9 protein-coding genes are annotated in these 16,105 nt (G+C 74.4%); 3 read left to right on the top strand and 6 right to left on the bottom strand.

What is annotated here, in order from left to right; all coding sequences use genetic code 11:
- Positions 1-11: 11 nt before the first annotated feature.
- The 4 genes from ACFYUY_RS32455 to ACFYUY_RS32440 form a co-directional block, all read right to left on the bottom strand.
- On the bottom strand, positions 12-1,010 hold the full coding sequence (locus ACFYUY_RS32455; RefSeq protein WP_387905946.1) for a carbohydrate ABC transporter permease: 999 nt from the start codon (positions 1,008-1,010) through the stop codon (positions 12-14).
- A 22-nt stretch (positions 1,011-1,032) separates the two neighbouring features.
- Positions 1,033-2,388, bottom strand: a complete 1,356-nt coding sequence (locus ACFYUY_RS32450) for an ABC transporter substrate-binding protein (RefSeq protein WP_360215856.1) — start codon at positions 2,386-2,388, stop codon at positions 1,033-1,035.
- A gap of 154 nt (positions 2,389-2,542) precedes the next feature.
- Positions 2,543-3,733, bottom strand: a complete 1,191-nt coding sequence (locus ACFYUY_RS32445; protein ID WP_360215853.1) for an ROK family transcriptional regulator — start codon at positions 3,731-3,733, stop codon at positions 2,543-2,545.
- A gap of 259 nt (positions 3,734-3,992) precedes the next feature.
- Positions 3,993-5,174 carry a mechanosensitive ion channel family protein gene (locus ACFYUY_RS32440; RefSeq protein WP_387905943.1) on the bottom strand — a complete coding sequence of 394 codons (1,182 nt, stop codon included), beginning with the start codon at positions 5,172-5,174 and terminating at the stop codon, positions 3,993-3,995.
- A gap of 436 nt (positions 5,175-5,610) precedes the next feature.
- Between ACFYUY_RS32440 and ACFYUY_RS32435 the strand changes: the two genes are divergently transcribed.
- A complete protein-coding gene (locus ACFYUY_RS32435; RefSeq protein ID WP_360215847.1) occupies positions 5,611-6,255 on the top strand; it encodes an HNH endonuclease in 645 nt (214 codons plus the stop codon).
- A gap of 139 nt (positions 6,256-6,394) precedes the next feature.
- Here the strand turns inward: ACFYUY_RS32435 and ACFYUY_RS32430 are convergent, their stop codons facing one another.
- Positions 6,395-10,384 (bottom strand): beta-N-acetylglucosaminidase domain-containing protein, encoded by a 3,990-nt coding sequence (locus tag ACFYUY_RS32430; RefSeq protein ID WP_360215844.1) that lies wholly within the window; start codon positions 10,382-10,384, stop codon positions 6,395-6,397.
- A 290-nt stretch (positions 10,385-10,674) separates the two neighbouring features.
- On the opposite strand from ACFYUY_RS32430, the gene malQ reads away from it, so the two are divergent.
- Both malQ and ACFYUY_RS32420 read left to right on the top strand, forming a co-directional pair.
- Complete coding sequence (malQ, locus tag ACFYUY_RS32425) at positions 10,675-12,759, top strand: 4-alpha-glucanotransferase (protein WP_387906069.1); 2,085 nt, start codon at positions 10,675-10,677, stop codon at positions 12,757-12,759.
- Between the two features lie 297 nt (positions 12,760-13,056).
- Positions 13,057-13,230: a hypothetical protein gene (locus ACFYUY_RS32420; RefSeq protein ID WP_360215841.1), complete on the top strand. Its 174-nt coding sequence runs from the start codon at positions 13,057-13,059 to the stop codon at positions 13,228-13,230.
- 88 nt (positions 13,231-13,318) lie between these two features.
- Here the strand turns inward: ACFYUY_RS32420 and pepN are convergent, their stop codons facing one another.
- The gene (pepN, locus tag ACFYUY_RS32415) at positions 13,319-15,898 is read right to left on the bottom strand and encodes an aminopeptidase N (RefSeq protein ID WP_387905940.1); all 2,580 of its coding nucleotides are present in this window, start codon (positions 15,896-15,898) and stop codon (positions 13,319-13,321) included.
- Positions 15,899-16,105: the final 207 nt, after the last annotated feature.

Below are 16,105 nucleotides of genomic sequence, written 5' to 3'. Positions count from 1 at the left end.
TCTGACGATCCCTAGTCATCGCTCGCCATGAAGCCGGAGTTGCGGCGGAGCAGGACCGAGGTGACGGCCATCGAGATGGCGAACAGCACCAGGGCGACGACGCACGCCGCGCCGTAGTTGAAGCGCTGGAAGCCGAGGTTGTAGACCATCTGCGGCAGGGTCCAGGTGGAGCCCTGCGGGAACCCGGGTTCGAACTGCTGGCCCGAGTTGCCCGCGATGCCGCCGGCGACCTTCCCGGCGACGATCGCCTGGGTGTAGTACTGCATGGTCTGGATGACGCCGGTGACCACCGCGAACATGATGATCGGGGAGATGTTCGGCAGCGTGACGTACCGGAACCGCTGGACGGGGCCGGCACCGTCCAGTTCGGCCGCCTCGTACTGCTCCCTGGGGACGTCGAGCAGGGAGGCCATGAAGATGACCATCAGGTCGCCGATGCCCCACATGGCGAGCATGGTGAGCGCGGGCTTGGACCAGTTCGGGTCGGCGAACCACCCGGGCTGCGGCAGCCCCAGCTCCCCGAGGAAGTGGTTGACCGGGCCGGTGCCGGGGTTGAGCAGGAAGGCGAAGGCGACGGTGGCGGCCACCGGCGGTGCCAGGTAGGGCAGGTAGAAGGCGGTGCGGAAGAAGCCGACACCGGTCTTGACCTTGGTGATCAGCAGTCCGATGCCGAGGCCGAAGGCGACCCGCAGGCCCACCATGACGACGACCAGCCACAGGGTGTTGCGCAGGCCCTGCCAGAACGCCGGGAGGTCGTTGAAGACGTAGTCCCAGTTCTGCAGGCCGTTCGGGGTGGGGGCGCCGAAGCCGTTGTACTTGGTGAAGGAGAAGTAGACGGTGGAGATCAGCGGGTAGAGGAAGAAGACCGCGAAGCCGATCAGCCAGGGGGAGAGGAAGGCGAGGGTGCGGGCCGCCTCCCGGCGGCGCTTCCGGCGCAGCAGGTGCTGCGTGGAGGGCGCCGCCGGGTCGGTGGGGCCGGTGCCCTTGCGGGTGCCGAGCGCGAGTGACATGGGAGCTCCGTGGGCGGTGCTGCTACTTGGCCTGGGCGATGGCCGAGTCGATCTCCTTGGCGGTGGCGGCCAGGCCGGCCTGGAGGTCGGCCTGCTTGCCGGACTCGTGGGCGTACCCGAGGTTCTGCAGGGAGACGATGTAGCCGCCGCCGTTGACGCTCGCCGGGGTGGTGCCCGAGCCGGGGTTCTTGGCGATGTCCAGGAAGGTCTTGAAGTTCGGGTCGCTGATCAGCTTCGGCGAGTTGAGCGCGTCGAAGGTGCTCGGCACGTTGTGGATGGCGTTGGCGAAGTTGACGACCGCGTCGGTGTCGGTGGTCAGGTACTTGACCAGCTCCCAGGCGGCGGCCTGCTTCTTGCTGCCGCTGGCGATGCCGATGATGGTGCCGGTCTGGTAGCCGCGGCCGTAGGTGGCGGCCTGGTCGTCCGGGACGGGGAACGGCGCGGTGGCCCAGTCGAAGTCGGGCTTGTTCTCGGCGAGCGAGGCGGTGCGCCACTCGCCGTCGATGGCCATCGCGACCTGGCCGGTGTGGAAGGGGTTCTTGGCGCTGAACTCCTCGCCGAAGGCGGAGCGGTACTTCTCCAGCTTGTCGTAGCCGCCGAGCTTGTCGACCAGGCCCTTCTGCCAGGTGAGCATCGCGCCGACCTTGGGGTCGGAGGCGATGGTGGACTTGCCCGCGGCGTCGAAGTACGTCGGGCCGTACTGGCCGAGGAAGTGCTCGGTGGTGGACTCGTAGCCGTGGTAGAGCGGCATGAACCCGAGCTGCTTGTAGCCGTCGCCGTCGGCGACGGTCAGCTTGGCGGCCGCGTCGGCGAACTCGCTGAAGGTCTTCGGCGGGGCGGTGATGCCGGCGGCGGCGAAGGCCTTCTTGTTGTAGTAGAGGCCGAAGGCGTCGCCGAGCAGCGGCAGGGAGCACTGGTTGCCCTGGAACTGCGTGTAGTCGAGCATCGCGGCCGGGAAGGTCTTGGCGGCGTCGATGCCGCTCTTGGCCAGGAGGGGCTTGAGGTCGGCGAAGGCCTTGGTCGAACAGAACATGCCGACGTTGTTGGTGGTGAAGGAGGAGACCACGTCGGGCGCGTCGTCGCCGCCGGCCCGCAGGGCCTGGTTGACCTTGTCGTCGGCGATGTTGCCGACGGCCTTGACGTGGATGTTGGGGTGGGCCTTCTCGAAGGCGGCGATGTTGTCGTTGATCGCCTTCACCTCGTTGTCCTGGCTCCAGCCGTGCCAGAAGGTGATGGTGACGTCCTTGCCGCTGGCCGAGTCGTCGTTGCCGCCCGCGTCGTTGCTGCCGGTGCAGGCGGTGGCGAGCAGGGCCAGGACGGCACCGCCGGTGACGGCGGCGAGCGTGCGGCGGCCTCTGCGGGAGGTGGTGGGGTGCACTTCGAGGTCCTCCTGGGGGTGCGCGGGCAGGCGTCATTGCCTCTGGTCCCGCGTTCGGGGGTTGGGGAGAGGTGGGTGCAGGGGGGCGTTCGGGGGGCAACGGGTGCGCAGGCGTCGGTGGGTGGGCGTCCGGGGGCGGCGTCGGTGGGTGGTGTCAGTGGGTGGTGAAGACCGCCTCGCGGGCGTCGGCCAGAGCGCGTTGCAGCGCGCCGAGCAGGACGGGCGAGTCGGGCAGGGCGCTGCTGCGGACTTCGGGCCGGGCGATGGAGAGCCGGGCGAGCTCGTCCTCGACGAGCGCGCGCAGGCGTTCCCCGCCCGCGCTGGGCACCGCGCCGGAGAGGACCACCAGCTGGGGGTCGACGACGGCGACGATGACGGTCAGCCCGACGGCGAGCCGGCCGGCCAGCTCGGTGAGGAACGCGTCTCCGGCGCCCGGGGTCTCCAGGGCCTTGGCGATCGACTCCTCGGCGGTGGGTGCGCCGAGTCCGTGCTCGCGGGCGAGGGCGCGGACGGCGGGTGCGCCGACCAGGGCCTGGAACCCGCCGAACTTGCGGCGGCGCGCGTCCCACTCGACCGGTGAGCCGGGCACCGGCATGTAGCCGACCTCCCCGGCGCCGCCGGTGAATCCGCGGTGCAGCCGGCCGGCGATGACGATCGCGGCGCCGGTGCCCGCGCCGGCCCAGAGCAGGACGAAGTCCTCGGAGCCCCGGGCCGCGCCGGAGGCCTGTTCGGCGACGGCGGCGAGGTTCACGTCGTTCTCGATCGACACCGGCGCGCCGATCGCCGCGGAGAGCTCCTCGACCAGGTGCGGCGAGTGCCAGCCGGGCAGGTGGGAGGCGTAGCGCAGCTTGCCGGTGACGGGGTCGGGGGCGCCGCCGACGCCGATCGCGGCGGTGCGCAGGCAGTCCTCGGGGAGCCCGGCGGCCCGGACGGCGGCGGCGACGGCGGCGGCCACGGTGGCGACGGTCTCGGCGGCGGGCACGCCCTTGGTGGGCACGGTGTGCTCGGCGAGCGTGGTGCCGGTGATGTCGGCGACGGCGACCCGGATCCCGCTGTTGGTGACGTCGACGCCGGCGACGTGCGCGGCGGCCGGGTTCACCTGGTACAGCTGCGCGTTGGGGCCGGGGCCGCCGGCGGTGGTGCCGACCGGCAGGACCAGCCCGGCGGCCTCCAGCCGGGCCAGCAGCTGGGAGGCGGTGGGCTTGGAGAGGCCGGTCAGGGTGCCGATCTGGGTGCGGGAGAGCGGGCCGTTCGCCAGCAGCAGTTCGAGGGCGGCGCGGTCGTTGATGGCGCGCAGCAGGCTGGGGGTGCCGGCGAGGGGGGCCTTGGCCGTGGTCTTGGTCACCCGCGAATCCTCCTCTTCCGGCTGGTCGGGCGCGCTCCCGGGTGGCTCCCGCGGGGGCTTCGCGCGAACTGTTAGGAAACTTTCCAGTCGCTTGGGAAGGACCGTACGGTTCCCGTCAGCGGGGTGTCAATGGCCCGCGGACCGGAGGATGCCGAAGCGTTACCGGACAGCACGGAGCCCCGCCCCACCGCCGGGGAACGCTTGCGGTGGAACGGGGCTCGGGGCTCCGGTCCGGCCGTCGGAGGCCGGGGGCGTGCCGCTAGTCGCCGGACTTCGGCATCGGTATCGCCTCGGCCGCCTTGAACCGGGCCGAGTTCGGATCGCTGAGCGCCGACGGCGGGGCCGGCTCGGAGGCCGGCGCGATCACCACGCCGGTGGCCGGGGGCGCCGCGGCGGCGGCCGCTGCGGTCGCTGCGGCCGCCGTCGGGGTCTCCTCCTTGACCTTGATCCCGGCCTGGTCGAAGGCGGTCTTGAGGCGCTGGCGCAGCGCCCGGGAGACCACCGACGACTTGCCCGGCGCCGTGCGGGCCTCGATCCGGACCATCACCGAGTCCGCCGCGACCGACTCCAGGCCGAGGATCGACACCGGCGCCCAGATCAGCTCGTCGTACGGAGCCTCCTTGGACAGCGACTCGGCGGCCTCCCGGATCAGGTCCTCGACCCGCAGCAGGTCCTCCTTGTACCCGACCTGGACGTCCACCGAGGCCGTCGACCAGCCCTGGCTCATGTTGGCGATCCGCTTGACCTCGCCGTTGCGGATGTACCAGATCTCGCCGTTCGCGCCGCGCAGCTTGGTCACCCGCAGGCCGACCTCCAGGACCGTGCCGGTGGCCACCCCGGTGTCGATCTCGTCGCCGACGCCGTACTGGTCCTCCATGATCATGAAGACCCCGGAGAGGAAGTCCGTCACCAGGTTGCGCGCGCCGAAACCGATCGCCACACCGGCCACACCGGCGCTCGCCAGCAGCGGGGCCAGGTTCACGCCCAGCGCGGACAGCACCATCAGCGCGGCCGTGCCCAGGATCGTGAACGAGGCCACGCTGCGCAGCACCGAGCCGATCGCCTCCGAGCGCTGCTGGCGCCGCTCCGGGTTCACCACCCCGGTGTTGGCCAGCAGCCCGCCGAGCCGGCTCTCCTCCTGGTGCTCGTGGGAGCGCGCCATCCTGGCTATCAACTGGGTGATCAGCTTGCGCACCACGGCCCGCAGCACCAGGGCCAGCAGCACGATGAAGACGATCCGCACCCCGCCGGCCAGCCAGCCCTGCCAGTGCGTGTCGAACCAGCTGGCGGCCTGCTTGGTGGTGTCGCTGACCTCCTGCGCGCTGGTCGGGATTCTCAGGTCCAGCTGCGGCAGCTGCGGCGCGGTCGGGCTGGGGGCCGGCGTCGGGGTGGTGAGCGTCGAGGACGCGTCGGCGGGGCCGGTGGCGCCGGAGCGGAACACGTGCGGGACCTTCCTGCAGGGGGCGTGGCGGGCCCGCGCCGCGGCACGCGGCCCGCGGACCGTCCGGCTTAGCCTAGCCGCCACCGGGCACCCGCCCCGACACGCCGGAGGGCGTACCGGACGGCCCGGACGCCCCGTCAACGCCCCGGTGCGCTCCCCCGGCCGCCGGGGCCCGGGGCTGCTCCGACCGGCCGAGTCGTCCTCCGGGAGGGCTCCCGGGGGCACCCCGGCGGCACCCGGGTGCAACCCGACCCTCCCCCGGGCATACCGGCTATGACAGAGACCACACCCGCAGTTCCGGTCAGGTCCGTTACACAGGAGTGGTGGCGCCGTACGAAGGCGTAAGGCGACACTGGGGGAGATCACACACCAGTTGTGCGATCCAACCGCTCGTCCCGGCGCGAGCCACGCGCCGCAGGCGTCCAAGGAGGCATCCGTGCCGCATGTCCTGGTCCTCAACGCGTCCTACGAGCCACTCGGCGTCGTATCGATGCGCCGCGCACTCATCCTGGTCCTCAACCACAAGGCGGTCAGCCTGGAGGACACGGGAGTCACTCTGCACAGCGCCACCAGCGCCCTCCCGGCGCCGTCCGTCGTCCGTCTGACCCGTTTCGTCCGGGTCCCGTTCTGCGGGCCCGTCCCGCTCACCCGCCGGGCGCTGTTCGCCCGCGACCACGGCCGCTGCGTCTACTGCGGGGCCGCCGCCACCAGCGTCGACCACGTCATCCCGCGCAGCCGGGGCGGCCAGCACCGGTGGGACAACGTGGTGGCGGCCTGCCGCCGCTGCAACCACACCAAGGCCGACCGCCACCTCACCGAACTCGGCTGGCGGATGAAACGCCAGCCCGCCCCGCCCAGCGGACTCGCCTGGCGGATCATCGGCACGGGCATCAAGGACCCGCGCTGGCGGCCCTACCTGGAGCCGTACGGCGGAGCCGACCAACTGCGCGCCCCGCAGTGGGGCGAGTACGAACACCTCGACCATACCGAGCCCGGCCACACCGTCCCGCTCGGCCGGGCGCACGCCGCCCACCCCGCCCCGGTCCGCCGCGGCGAGCAGCCCGAGCCGCTCTCCGCCTGATCCCGTTCCACAAGGGCTTGCCCGTCACACCGTCGGTACGCCTCATGGGCCGCCGCGCCCCCCACCGGGGAGCGCGGCGGCCCGCCGCGTTGCGGGCGGCCGGGCGGCCGGGCGCGGTGCCGGGCGGAGGGGCCCGACCCTACGGCTTCGGCGCCGTCGTACCGCTCGGGGTGGCCGCCGGCGGGGCGGCCGGGGCGCTGGGGGTCGTCGTCGGGGTCGGGGTCGGCGCGGGGGTGGCCGGGGTGCCGCCCGGCTGGACCGGCGGTGTGACCGGCGGCTGCGGCTGCCCGGGCGTGGTGACGGCGTACAGCTCGACGCCCCACAGCGAGTAGCCGTACTTGGTGGCCCGCGAGACGCCCTGCATGCGCACGAACCGGGCGCCGGGCGCGTCGAACCGCACGGTCTCGTCGCCGCCCTTGCCGTTGTCCACCGTCGCCGCGTCCGTCCAGGTGCTGCCGTCCGCCGAGACCTGGATCTTGTACGAGGAGGCGTACGCGGACTGCCAGTGCAGCACCGCCGCGCCCAGCCTGGTCGCCTGCGGCAGCTCCAGCTGCACCCAGGCGTCGTCCTTGGCCGGCGAGGACCAGCGGGTCTTCGGGTCGCCGTCGACGACCGACGCGACCGGGAAGTCCGCCGTCTCGTCGCCCGAGGAGGTGGCCTTGGCGCCGCGCGCCAGGTCGGCACCGCCGGTGGGCGGCACCACGTGCACCTGGAGCACCTGCTTGACGGTGGTCGTGCCGGCCACGAACTGCACCGGCACCTGGTACGTCCCGGACGGCGTGCCCGGGGCGGCGCTGACCAGCAGCGGCACGCCCACCCGGCCGCCGCGGGGCACGGTGACCCCGCCCGCGGGGGCCACGGTGAGGCCCTTGGCGGCGGCCGGCACCTCGGTGCGCAGCTCGCCGCTGGTGCCCTCGGGCCGGCCGGCCTCGACGGTGGCCCGGGCCTGGGCGGGGGCGGCCGCGCCGGTCACCACGTCCACGGACGGGTCGGTCAGGCTGAGCCGGGCCGCCGGGACGTCGGCGTACCAGGGGATGACCTGGTTGACGACCGGCGGGTCGCCGCCCGGCTTCCAGGTGAGCCGGAACGCGTCGGCGAGCTGCCCGCCGGCCTGCAGCTCGTTGTAGCCGGGCTGCACGGTGCCGATGTCGGCCCAGGTGCCGTCCTGGCGGCGCACCGCGACGGTGGCGGTGGCGTGCACGTTCGGGTCGGTGAGCACGGTGAGCCGGTCGAGCGGCCGGGCCGAGCCCAGTTCGACGGTGAGCGGCTCGTCCTGCGCGGTCGGTGCCTTGGCCGCGCGGTACGCGGTGTCCGGGTTGCCGTCCAGGACGGCGGCCGCGGAGGACCCGGGCAGCGCGGCGGGGCCGCCGGTCACGCTGGTGGGCGCGTCCTCGGGCGCGGTGACGGTGAACTCGCGGACGGCGACGGCGGTCTTCTGCGCCGCGGTGGCGCGCAGCCGCACGGCCCGGACGACGGCGCCGGCCGGCAGCTGGGCGCTGACGGTCTTCTGGTTCCGGACGACGGCGAGCTGCTTCCAGCCGCCCTCGCCGGTGGAGTACTCCAGCACGCCGTCGCGGATGTAGTCGTCGACGGCGGTCCGGCCGTCCTGCCCGCTGCCCCAGGAGCCCATCAGCACGGTGACGCTGCCGACCGGGCGGCCGCCGCCGAGGTCGACGCCGACCGCGTCGCCGGGCTGCGGGGGAGCGGAGCTCCAGTAGAAGGTGTCGGCCACGCCGTCGGTCATCAGCGCGGGCAGGTGGTCGTGCGCGGTGCCCATGGTGCTGGTGGGGGTGACCCCGCCGCCGACCACGCCGGCCCAGTTGTCGGCGGCCCGGACGGCCCGGTCCAGGAACGGGTCGAGCACGCCCGCACCGATCGTCGCCGGGCTCTGCGCGAGCAGTTCGCGCCGCTGGTTGAGCTGGACCCGGGCCTTCCAGGCGGCGGCCCCGTCGCCGCCGTGCTGGGCCAGCAGCATGTCCAGGGCGGCCTGTCCGGCCAGCCCGTAGTCGTGCAGCGGGGCGAGCCAGGGCGCGGCCTCGGCGGCCAGCTGGGCGGTGGCCTCGGTGCCGGAGAGGGTCTGCTGGGCGGTGGCCATCGCGGTGAAGGCGTCCCGCACCGGCGCGGCGGCCTCTATCAGCTTGGCGAGGTCGGGGGCGGCGCCCGAGGTGGGCTCGGCGGCGGCCCAGAACCGGTCGAGCAGCGGCGTCAGGTAGCCGGACTCCTGCTTGGACAGCGGCGAGGAGGAGCTGTTGCCGGCCAGCGCGGTGACGGCGGACAGCGCCGTCCCGACGGGCGTGGCGCTGGTGCCGTTCGGCCCGGCCAGCGAGCGCACCGCGGCCTGCCAGGACTCCTCCGGCTTGTACCCGGTCGGGTTCCAGGCGAAGTCCCCGGCGGTGGCGAGGGCTATCCGGGAGGCGACGGGCTGCTGCATCGCGCCGGTCAGCATCACCGCGGAGCGGGTGGCCACCTCCGGCTCGCGGCCGGTGTAGGCGCCGAGGAAGAGCCGGTCCGGGTTGGCGTCGTTGACCGGGTAGTTGTCCATGGTGACCAGCGGGTGGCCGTACAGGTCGCCGGTCTCGGCGGCCTGGGCGCCGGTGATCTTCTCCGGGATGACGCCGACGCCGCTCCACGCCACCTGCACGCCGCCCGGCAGCGCCGCGGCCAGCGCCTTGCGGTACGGCGTGGCGCCCTGCTTGTGGTACTCGGTGGGCACCACGGACAGCGGGGCCAGCCCCGGGTTCCGCGCGATCAGCCGGTCGTTCACCTTGGCCACCAGGGCGGCCTGGGCCTTGGCGGCCGCGGCCGGCCCGGTGCCGTAGGCGGAGCGGTCGTCGTCGCAGTGCCACTCGTCGTAGCTGACGTCCAGGAACTGCAGCTGGAAGGCGGTGAAGCCGAGCTTGCGCAGCCCGTCCAGCTTGGCGACCAGCGCGTCGACGTCCTTGCCGGAGCTGAAGCAGAGCGACTGCCCCGGGTCGATGGCGTAGCCGAGGGTGACGTGGTTCTGGCGGGCCCGGAAGCCCAGTTCGCGCAGCTCGTCGGCGCGGGCGGCGGGGTAGGGGTCGCGCCAGCGGGAGAGCCGGAACGGGTCGTCGCCGGGCGCGTAGAGGTAGAAGTTCTGCTTGGAGCGGCCGAGGAAGTCGACCTGGTCGAGGCGCTGCTGGGCCGTCCACGGGCTGCCGTAGAAGGCTTCCGCGGTGCCGCGCACCGGCGCGCCGGTCGGCCAGTCCCGCAGCGTGATCCCGGGCAGGCCGAGCCCGGCGGCGCCGGCCGCCTGCCCCTGCCCGGCCGGGACGGCGGCGAGCAGCTGGCGCAGGCTCTGCGCCGCGTAGAAGGTGCCGGTGGCGTCGGCGCCGGCGAGCACGACCACGCCGTAGGTGCCGCCGCCCTGGGCGGGCAGCTGACCGGCCGACAGCACGTAGCCGCCGGTGGGCATCCCCGTGGTCGAGGGCACGGCGGTGCCGGCCGCGGCGGCCAGGTCGTGCAGCACCCCGTCCACCGCGCCGTCGGCGTCCTCGGCGGCGCCGCCGACGTACACCACCAGCGATCCGGCGGCCGGCGTGCCGGCGTCGGCCTGCGAGGTCACGGTCGTCGCGCCGGCGACGCCCAGCACCTCCCGGACGGCGTCGACGGCGCCGCGGTCCGCCTTGGGCGCGGTCACCAGCGCCACCGTGTCGGGGACGGCGACGGCCTTGCCGGCCACCGTCTGCTCCTGCGGGCGAGGGAACACCTGCGGGTTCGTCATGCTCCCCAGCGGGGTCTGCGGCGCGGTGCTGACCACGTCCGGCCCCGGCACCGCCGCGTACGCCGCCGACGGCACCGGCCCGGCGAGCATCCCGCCGAACACCGCCGCGGCCGCGACCCCCGCCGCGATCTGCATGGTCCGGCGCCCCGGCCGGCCCGCCGCGCGCCCGGCCCGTTCGGCCCGCACCGAGGCCAGCAGCGGCTCGGTGCCCTTGAGGTCGGCGATCAGCCGGTCCGCGGTCTTCGGGGCCAGTTGACGGCACGTCCGGGCCGTGGCCCGCCGCGCGGCCAGGGCCGCCGGGTGGTGGAGTACCTCGCGCAGTGCCGGGGCCTGCTCCAACTGCTGCCGCAGCCGCCGCCCGGCCGCAACGGAAACTCGGGCTTGCACAGGAGCCTCCTCGCCAGGCCTGGACCACGTCGCCGCAACCCCACCAGCTGGCCAACCCGGTGTCAACGTCGCCGACGGCTATGACGGGTTTGTCCTGATTGGAGAATTCGGTGAAGCCCTCGCGCGCACCTCGTGCCGGTCGCCCGTTCCGCCTCCCCACTCGTGTCGCACAGGGTGGTCGGGGCGTCACGCGGGTAGGACTGTGGTCGTCCTGACCAGGCGTTGCCGAGACATCGCAGGAGCCGCGAGTGGCCGCTTATCTCGACCGTGACGGAGCCGACGGGCTGAAGGTGCCGGCGCAGGACGCGCCCCCACCACCGGCCGAACTGGTGGCACTGGCGCAGGCGTACGGGGTGGACACCCGACACCCGGGGCCGGGCGGGTTGACCGTGGGGGCGCGGACGCTGGTCGCGGTGCTGGCGGCCCTGGGGGTGGCGGCCGGCACTCCGGAGCAGGTCCACGAGGCGCTGGAGCGTCACCGCACCGCCCAGCGGGCCCGGTTGCTGCCGCCGTGCGTCGTGGTGCGGGCCGGCCGGCGCACCGCCCTGGACGTGCCCGCCGACGCCCGGCTGCACGTCGAACTGGAGGACGGCGGCGTCTGGGAACTGCCGCGCGGACACGCGCACTGGCTGCCCGCCGACCTCCCGCTCGGGCGGCACATCCTGAAGGCCCGGACGGGCAAGGGCGAGGCCGAGGCCGCGCTGATCGTCGCCCCCGAACGGCTGCCCGCGCTCCCCGGCCGCGGCTGGGGCTTCCTCGCCCAGCTGTACTCCGTCCTCTCCGACCGCTCCTGGGGCATGGGCGACCTCGGCGACCTCGCCGAACTCGCCCAGTGGGCGGGCGCCGGCCTCGGCGCCGCCTTCGTCCAGATCAACCCGCTGCACCAGGCCCTGCCCACCGCCCCCGCCGACCCCTCGCCCTACCGGCCCTCCTCCCGCCGCTTCGCCGACCCGGTGCACCTGCGCGTCGAGGCGCTCCCCGAGTACGGGTACCTGACGGCCGGCCAGCGCGCCGAGGCGGAGGAGCTCGGCCGCCGCGCCGCCCGGCTGCGCGACGAGGTGCTGGTGCACGACGGCCTGATCGACCGGGACGCCGTCTGGGCGCTCAAGCGCGAGGCCCTCGAACTGCTGCACGAGGTGCCGCGCGGGGCCGGCCGCCAGGCCGCCTACGAGGCGTACCAGCGCCGCGAGGGCGAGTGGCTGCGCCGGCACGCGCTGTGGAACGCGCTCGCCGAGGAGCACGGCGCCGACTGGCACGGCTGGCCGAAGGGGCTGCGGCACCCGGACGGCCCGCAGGTCGAGCGGGCCGCCAAGGAGCTGGCCGAGCGCGTCGAGTTCCACCGCTGGCTCGCCTGGCAGGTCGACCAGCAGCTCGACACCGCCCAGCGGGCCGCACGGCAGGCCGGCATGCCGGTGGGCCTGATCCACGACCTGGCCGTCGGCGTCCACCCGGACGGCGCCGACGCCTGGGCGCTCCAGGACGTGCTGGCCGGCGGCATCTCGGTCGGCGCCCCGCCGGACGCCTTCAACGCCCACGGCCAGGACTGGGGCCTGCCGCCCTGGCGCCCGGACGCGCTGGCCGCCGCCGGCTACGCCCCGTACGCGGAACTGCTGCGCGCCGCGGCCCGGCACGCCGGGGCGATCCGGATCGACCACGTGATGGGCCTGTTCCGGCTCTGGTGGGTGCCGGACGGGCACCCGCCGACCGAGGGCGCCTACGTCCGCTACGACGCGGAGGCGATGCTCGGGGTGCTGGCCCTGGAGGCGCACCGGGCCGGGACGGCGGTGATCGGCGAGGACCTCGGCACGGTGGAGCCGGGCGTGCGCGAGGAGCTCGCGTCGCGCGGGATCCTCGGCACGTCGGTGCTCTGGTTCGAACGGGACTGGCAGGCGGCCGGCGAGGTCCTCGCCCCGGACCGCTGGCGCCCCGGCTGCCTGGCCACCCTCACCACCCACGACCTGCCCAGCACCGCGGCACGGCTCTCCGGCGAGCACGTCGAGCTGCGCCACCGGCTCGGCCTGCTGGCCCGCCCGCTCGGCGAGGAACAGCAGGAGGCGGCCGCCGAGCTGGCGGACTGGCGCGCGGTGCTGACCGGCCGGGGGCTGCTCGCACCGGGCGAGCCGCTGTCGATGCCGGCGCTGTACCGCTTCCTGCGCGCCACCCCGGCGGAGCTGATCGGGGTCTGGCTGCCGGACCTCGTCGGCGACCCGCGCCCGCAGAACCTGCCCGGCACCTGGGACCAGTACCCGAACTGGCGCCTGCCGGTCGCGGACGGCGCGGGCGGCCCGGTCACCCTCGACCGCCTGGCCGCCACCCCCGCCGCCCGCCTGCTCGCCCACCTGCTGGCCCCGCCCAGCCCCCACCCCACCGTCTGACCCCCCGCGCCCCCGGGCCCCACCCCGGGGGCCGCCCCACCCCGGGGGCCGCCCCACCCCCACCCGCCCCGCGCACCCCCCGCCCCCCGGAGGGCCGACCTCGTCGAACCTGGTCCTCTCCGGTGCCCCCCTCCCCGCCGCCCGCAGGGCCACCCCCGCCGTCAGCCGCCCCCGCGCACCCCCACCCCCCGGAGGGCCGACCCCGACGCGCGGAGGCGCATAAGCGGCGGGTAAGTTGGAAACGTGGACAAGAGGAACGCTTTGCGAGCCGGCGCGGTCTCCGCAACGGTCACGCTCATGATGCTGCTGTCGTCGCCCGCCATGGCCTACACCCGGGACGACGGTGACGACCCGGGTGCCGGCCTGAGCATCGGCCAGACCATCGGTCTGTACGTGCTGCTCCCGATCGCCGCCTTCGTGATCATCGCCGCGCTCGCCGGCATGCCGTACGGCAAGGCCAAGAAGAAGTAACCCACCGCGTCCACCAGGACCGCACGACGCCCGAGGGGGCGCCGGACACCGTCCGGCGCCCCCTCGGGCGTTCCTGTGCGTCCGCGGATCAGCGCCCGCCGGCCGCCGTGTCGACGGCCTGCGCCTTGAGCGCGCGCTCGATCCCGGCCCGGGCCTCGACGACCTGGCGCCGCAGGGCGGGCGCCGGCTCGGCCGAGGCCAGCCACGCGTCGGTCGCGTCCAGGGTGTCCTGGGTGACCTGCAGCGCCGGGTAGAGCCCGCCGATGATCCGCTGCGAGATCTCGTGACTGCGGGTCTCCCAGACCTCCTTGACGGCCGCGAAGTACTTGGCCGCGTACGGGGCGACCAGTTCGCGCTGGTCGGCCTGGTGGAAGCCGGCGATGACGGCCTCCTGCACGTAGTTGGTGAGGGTGTCCGACTCGACGACGGCGGCCCAGGCCTCGGCCTTGGCCTCGGCGGTGGGACGGGCGGCGCGGCAGGTGGCGGCGTGCTCCTGGCCGGCCGCGGTGTTGTCGCGCTCCAGCTCCTCCGCGATCCGGGCCTCGTCGGCGAGCCCGGTGGCGGCGAGCCGGGTGAGCAGGGTCCACCGCAGCTCGGTGTCGACGGCCAGGCCCTTGATCTCGACGGTGCCGTCCAGGAGGCCGGTGAGCAGGGCGAGCTGCCCCTCGGTGCGGGCGACGGAGGCGAGGGTGCGGGCCCAGGCGAGCTGGTGGTCGCTGCCGGGCTCGGCGGCGCGCAGGTGCTCCTCGGCGGCGGCGGCCCAGCGGGCGGTGCCCTCCTCGCGCCACTGCGGGTCGGCGTACGCGTCGAGGGCGAGCTTGACCTGCCGCTGCACGGACTGCACGACGCCGATGTCGCTCTCCCGGCCGATGCCGGAGAGGGCGAGCGCGAGGTAGTCGCGGGCGGCGAGCTCGCCGTCGCGGGTCATGTCCCAGGCGGAGGCCCAGCACAGCGCGCGCGGCAGGGAGTCGGTGAAGCCGCCGAGGTGCTCCGTGACGACGGCGAGGGAGTCCTCGTCGAGCCGGATCTTGGCGTAGGAGAGGTCGTCGTCGTTCAGCAGGACGACGGCCGGGCGGTGCCGCCCGACGAGCTCGGGCACCTCGGTGTGCGGGCCGTCGACGTCGAGCTCGACGCGGTCGGTGCGCACCAGCGCGCCGTCGGCGAGCTCGTACAGGCCGATGGCGATGCGGTGCGGCCGCAGCACGGCCTCGCCCTTGGCGCCGGCGGGCAGCGCGGGCGCCTCCTGGAGGACGGCGAAGGACTCGATCTCGCCGTCGGTGTTCAGCGTGATCGAGGGCCGCAGCACGTTGATGCCGGCGGTCTCCAGCCAGGCCGCGGACCAGGTCCGCAGGTCGCGGCCGCTGGCCTCCTCGAGGGCGCCGAGCAGGTCGGGGAGGCGGGTGTTGCCCCAGGCGTGGCGCTTGAAGTACGCCTGGACGCCCTGGAAGAAGGCGTCCTGGCCGACGTAGGCGACCAGCTGCTTGAGCACCGAGGCGCCCTTGGCGTAGGTGATGCCGTCGAAGTTGACCTGGACGTCCTCCAGGTCGTTGATGTCGGCCATGATCGGGTGGGTGGACGGCAGCTGGTCCTGCCGGTACGCCCAGGTCTTCATCTGGTTGGCGAAGGTGGTCCAGGAGTGCGGCCACTGGGAGCCGGGCGCCTCGGCCTGGCAGACGGCCTCGGCGTAGGTGGCGAAGGACTCGTTGAGCCAGAGGTCGTTCCACCACTCCATGGTGACGAGGTTGCCGAACCACATGTGGGCGAGCTCGTGCAGGATCGTCGCGGCGCGGGCCTCGTACGCGGCGTCGGTCACCTTGGACCGGAACACGTACTGGTCGCGGAAGGTGACGGCGCCCGCGTTCTCCATCGCGCCGGCGTTGAACTCCGGGACGAAGAGCTGGTCGTACTTCGCGAACGGGTAGGGGAAGTCGAACTTCTCCTGGAAGTAGTCGAAGCCCTGGCGGGTGACCGCGAAGATGGCGTCGGCGTCGAGGAACTCGCGCAGCGACGGGCGGCAGTAGACGCCGAGCGGCACCTTCTGGTCGCCGTTCTCGTAGCTGTCGAAGACGCCGACGTACGGGCCCGCGATCAGCGCGGTGATGTAGCTGGAGATGCGGCCGGTGGGCTCGAAGCTCCAGACCCGGGTGTCGCCGTCGCCGACCGGGGTGGGGGTGGGCGAGTTGGAGACCACGACCCAGCCGGCGGGGGCGGTCACGGTGAAGGTGAACGCGGCCTTCAGGTCGGGCTGCTCGAAGTTGGCGAAGACGCGGCGGGCGTCCGGCACCTCGAACTGGGTGTACAGGTAGGTCTCGCCGTCGACCGGGTCGACGAACCGGTGCAGGCCCTCGCCGGTGTTGGTGTAGGCGCAGGTGGCGACGACGCGCAGCTCGTTCTCGGCCGCCAGGTCGGGCAGCGGGATCCGGCTGTCGGCGAAGCTCGCCGGGTCGAGCTGCGCGCCGTTGAGGGTGATCTCCTCGACGCCGGGGGCGACGAGGTCGATGAACGTGTCCGCGCCGGGGGTCGTGGCGGAGAACCGGACCACGGTGGTGGACCGGAAGGTGCCTCCTTCGCGGGCCGAGCTCAGGTCGAGCTCGATGTCGTACGCGTCCACGTGGAGGAGGTCGGCCCGGGTGCGGGCCTCCTCGCGGGTCAGGTTGGTGCCGGGCACTCGCTGCACTCCTTCGTCAGGCTGATGGTGCGAATCCTCCCACGGCCCGGCGGGCGGGCCCCCGGAAAAGCGCGAGCGGGGCGGGGCCCGGGCCGCGGCCCGGGCCCCCCCCCCCCCGGGGGGGCCCCCCCCCGCCCCCCGCGGGGCCCCCCCCCCCGGCGCGGGGGCGCCTATGGCACAAAGGGACCGGGGCCGGGGGGGCGGCCG

The sequence above is a fragment of the Kitasatospora sp. NPDC004745 genome, assembly GCF_042873275.1.
Classification (GTDB): domain Bacteria; phylum Actinomycetota; class Actinomycetes; order Streptomycetales; family Streptomycetaceae; genus Kitasatospora.
This window is presented reverse-complemented; position numbering and strand designations above follow the sequence as displayed.

Coding starts and splice junctions, on each gene's coding strand:
- ACFYUY_RS32455 (WP_387905946.1), bottom strand. CDS start 1,010: ATGTCACTCGCGCTCGGCACCCGCAAGGGCACCGGCCCCACCGACCCG.
- ACFYUY_RS32420 (WP_360215841.1), top strand. CDS start 13,057: ATGATGCTGCTGTCGTCGCCCGCCATGGCCTACACCCGGGACGACGGT.